This is a genomic window from Xanthomonas populi (assembly GCF_002940065.1).
Taxonomy (GTDB): Bacteria; Pseudomonadota; Gammaproteobacteria; order Xanthomonadales; family Xanthomonadaceae; genus Xanthomonas; species Xanthomonas populi.
On sequence record NZ_MDEJ01000230.1, the window covers coordinates 1 to 3285 of the forward strand.

The window sequence follows — 3285 nt, forward strand, 5'->3', positions numbered from 1 at the left end:
CTGGAGCGATTACGCACACTGCCCGAACACGTCTACAACCAGATGGTCATGGGCTGAAAAACGTGGGGATACCTCAGGCCCAAGAACGCGATCGGCGGCATGACATCGGCTGCTTATGCCCAACATCTGACCAACACCGATATCGTTACCGCCGGACTCTAACAGCGGCTAACAAAACGTAGCGAGCAGTCGTCAGGTGGGTGCGGACGGCGCGCTCAGAACCGGAGTGTACGAGTGGTACATGCCGATTCCGAGCACCGGCCGCGCCCGCCTGGCGGCTGCGTAGTAGTTTTGTTAGCCGCTCTAAACACGACCGCTACTCAGAGCCGGGGAAGTCGCCTGCACATTGACGGCGATCCACTCGTGCAGGAGTCAGATCATGGCAATGAACCGCGTGCAGGTTCAACCAGNCGGGCAAGCGCTGCAGCAGGTTGCACCGACGCCTGCGGCCAGGGGCTGATGTGGACAGCGATGGGCTGGGCGCCTTCCGCGTTCTGGAAGTCGAGCACGCGCAGACGGTGATCGAGGGCCACGGCCGCAACCGGTGCGAGCAAGACAACGCCCGCTGGGTCACTGTCGTACTGTCGCATCTGAAGCGGTGGTTGGACGGTGCCTATCACGCCTTCAAGCTCGCCAGGTATGCGCATCGCTCCTGGCCCAGACCCGATGGCGGTGCAACCGGCGCTTCGATATGAACGCCCTGGCGCCGCGCCTGCTGGCCGCCGCCGCCTGGCTCAAGCCATGGCCCGCATGACGCATCTCACGGGCGCTCCCGTCTGCTGCCATTTGCTCACCAGTACCGGCCGGTGGACGCATGGGCCGCATGCTGTGGACGCAACCGAGGGCGGGCTGCAACGGCAGGCCCGCCTTTCCTGCCATCCGGATCGGAACAGAACACACCGCCGCTGATCGCCGGCCATTAGGGGTTGCAGGCGCGGAGTCAGACGGTTGATCTGCACCGTGGATCACTCTATCCCTGGCACATCCAGCGACTGGTGAGGTTGTACCTTTTTCCGCCCAACCACTCGATGCCTGCGCCTAAAAGCACGATATTTTTCGTTTGCGAATAGCCGCTGAGGAGACAGCGTTCAACTGCGAGTTTTTGATGTTTGTCCCAGACGAACTTTTCGGTGACACCATTTCCATTGGATAAGGAAACGCCGGACACAACGTAAACGTCGCCAAGATTCGTTAGTGCTCCGGGGCTGGCTGCCGAGACCGGGCCGGCAACAGTGGTGGCAAGTAGCGCCCCAAGCAGGAACGATGTTTTTGGTGCGCAGGGTAAGATGTTCATGATCTCTCCTTCGGTGGTGAGTTGCGTGACCATCGCTGTATATCAGCAATGGATCTCTCGCAGCAGAAACGACGGCTCACTTACGCAATGATTTTCTCAACGCTTCGCTTGCATGAAACGCTCTTCGCCAATTGGGGCTGCGCCATTGCCATAGCGCGTGCCGGCAGCACCTGAAAAAGACGCAATGGGCAGGCATCTGGCGAGCGCGAACGGCATGCCGAAACCGCCATGACAGCCGGAACAGACATTGAGGCCCACCACGCTTTAGTATCCGGCAAGCGCAGAAGAACGCTTCGCTTCGTACGGTTGTAGCGCACTTCGCTTATCAAGCTCCCAGGCAGATAGCGCCTTGTCCACAGTGATCCGTCATCGATCGCATCGGCACGAGGACAGCAGATGGACTCCATCAGGCATCAACCCAAGACAGCTATCGATCCGAGCGCTCAGCACGCGCACCAAAACGCGGGTGAGCGCGCAGCCACTGCGTCGTCGGCAGGCACTCAGCTCTCCCGCCCGCACAGCAGCGACGGCGTGCTGCAGGCGTTGCCGCAGAGAAGCCTCCCCGGCGCTGCTGTGCGCAAGCGCTCACGCAGCGCTCCCCCAGTGACGACAGCACAGCGCAGGATGCTGGCGGAGCTGGGAGCAGAAGCCGATAAAGGCCTGACGCCCGACGAAGCGGCGGTGCTGCGGGAGCTGACATTCCACACGCCGGCGACACCGTGTGACACGGTGCTGTTTACCGACCCCAACAAGGACCCAGACGATGTGGCCGCCTACACCATCGGCAAGCAACTGCAGGTGGCGGGCTTTGTGCGCCTTACCGACGTTGCGGTGACACTGGGCGCTGCCAGCGTGCGCGAGCAGCGTGCCCGGCTCGCCAAGGGCGTGTTCAATCGCCTGCACTTGCCCGACGTGCGGGTCTCGCGTGGGCAGGATTACCCGATAAGTGCGAAACAAGCCAAGGACCACGACAAATTCCTGCAGGAAGGCCATGCGTTGCGTGCGGAATCGGGCGAAATTTGCGGCAACAGCCTGCAGGCGATGCAGGACAGGCTGGTGCAGGCACCGCAGGGGTTGAGCATGGTGGTGATTGCAGGCATGACCGACGCCAATGCGCTGGCCGATGCGTATCCGGCGCTTGTAGCCGAGCGCGTCAAGACCATCACCATCATGGGGGGCGTCGAGCCAGCCAAGGACGCAGACGGCTATGTGCAGCCTGACACGCGCGCCTACAACAATGCGACAGACCTGCACGCAGCCCGTGGCCTGTATCGCAAGGCACAGCAGTTGCACATCCCGTTGCGCATCGTCACCAAGGAAGCTGCCTACAAGACAGCGGTGTCGCCACTGTTCTACGAAAGCCTGGCGAAGAGTGGACATTGCGTAGGCAAATATCTGAAAGACGTGCAGAAAAACGCATTGAACGGCTTGTGGGACGGGATTCAGGCAGGGCGGCTTCCGGGCCTGGACGCGGCGTGGTTCTTCCGCACGTTCACCGCAGACGCCCTGCCGCAAACGAACAGCCCGCAAGACGGTGCAAAACAAGCCATTGCCTTCGACCAGATCTGGCCGAACGTCACCAAACTCAACTTGTACGACCCACTGACACTGCTGGCCGCAGTGCCCGGCGCCGCAGGGATGCTGTTCACGCCGAGGCAGATACACACCGATGGACTCAGCGTTGTCGAGCTGGTGAGCGAAAAGCAAGTCAAGCATCCAGAAAAGGCGAAGCTGTTGATGTCTGCCTTGGCAAAAGCGGCGCTTGCTTCTAAAAAAGAAGAGTAAATCAGTCTGAAAATAACGACATTATCGAATTATGGCCTGTTAACACATAAGGGCACCTCGAACAACCAAGTCGTAGCCGTGGTGACACGCACTGGATGATGACCATACCTTCAAAAAATCAGCGATCTGAGGCTGAGGTATCCCCACGTTTTTCAGCCCATGACCATCTGGTTGTAGACGTGTTCGGGCAGTGTGCGTAATCGCTC

At 60.2% G+C, this 3285-nt stretch carries 3 protein-coding genes, 1 other RNA gene and 1 pseudogene; 2 read left to right on the forward strand and 3 right to left on the reverse strand.

Translation table 11 applies throughout. From position 1 onward, the window contains the following. Positions 1 to 166: 166 nt before the first annotated feature. Positions 167 to 243: non-coding RNA, sX9 sRNA (locus tag XpopCFBP1817_RS20155), on the reverse strand. 168 nt (positions 244 to 411) lie between these two features. Here XpopCFBP1817_RS20155 and XpopCFBP1817_RS20160 point away from each other — a divergent pair. Continuing rightward, a pseudogene (locus XpopCFBP1817_RS20160) lies at positions 412 to 754 on the forward strand (transposase); the annotation flags it as partial. Between the two features lie 216 nt (positions 755 to 970). Here the strand turns inward: XpopCFBP1817_RS20160 and XpopCFBP1817_RS20165 are convergent. Further along, positions 971 to 1294: a hypothetical protein gene (locus XpopCFBP1817_RS20165; RefSeq protein WP_128418432.1), complete on the reverse strand. Its 324-nt coding sequence runs from the start codon at positions 1292 to 1294 to the stop codon at positions 971 to 973. A gap of 96 nt (positions 1295 to 1390) precedes the next feature. Further along, positions 1391 to 1555, reverse strand: coding sequence for a hypothetical protein (locus tag XpopCFBP1817_RS21715; protein WP_158251336.1), 165 nt, complete (start codon positions 1553 to 1555; stop codon positions 1391 to 1393). 135 nt (positions 1556 to 1690) lie between these two features. On the opposite strand from XpopCFBP1817_RS21715, the gene xopQ reads away from it, so the two are divergent. Beyond that, positions 1691 to 3079 carry a type III secretion system effector XopQ gene (xopQ, locus tag XpopCFBP1817_RS20170; RefSeq protein WP_128418433.1) on the forward strand — a complete coding sequence of 463 codons (1389 nt, stop codon included), beginning with the start codon at positions 1691 to 1693 and terminating at the stop codon, positions 3077 to 3079. Positions 3080 to 3285 lie beyond the last annotated feature (206 nt).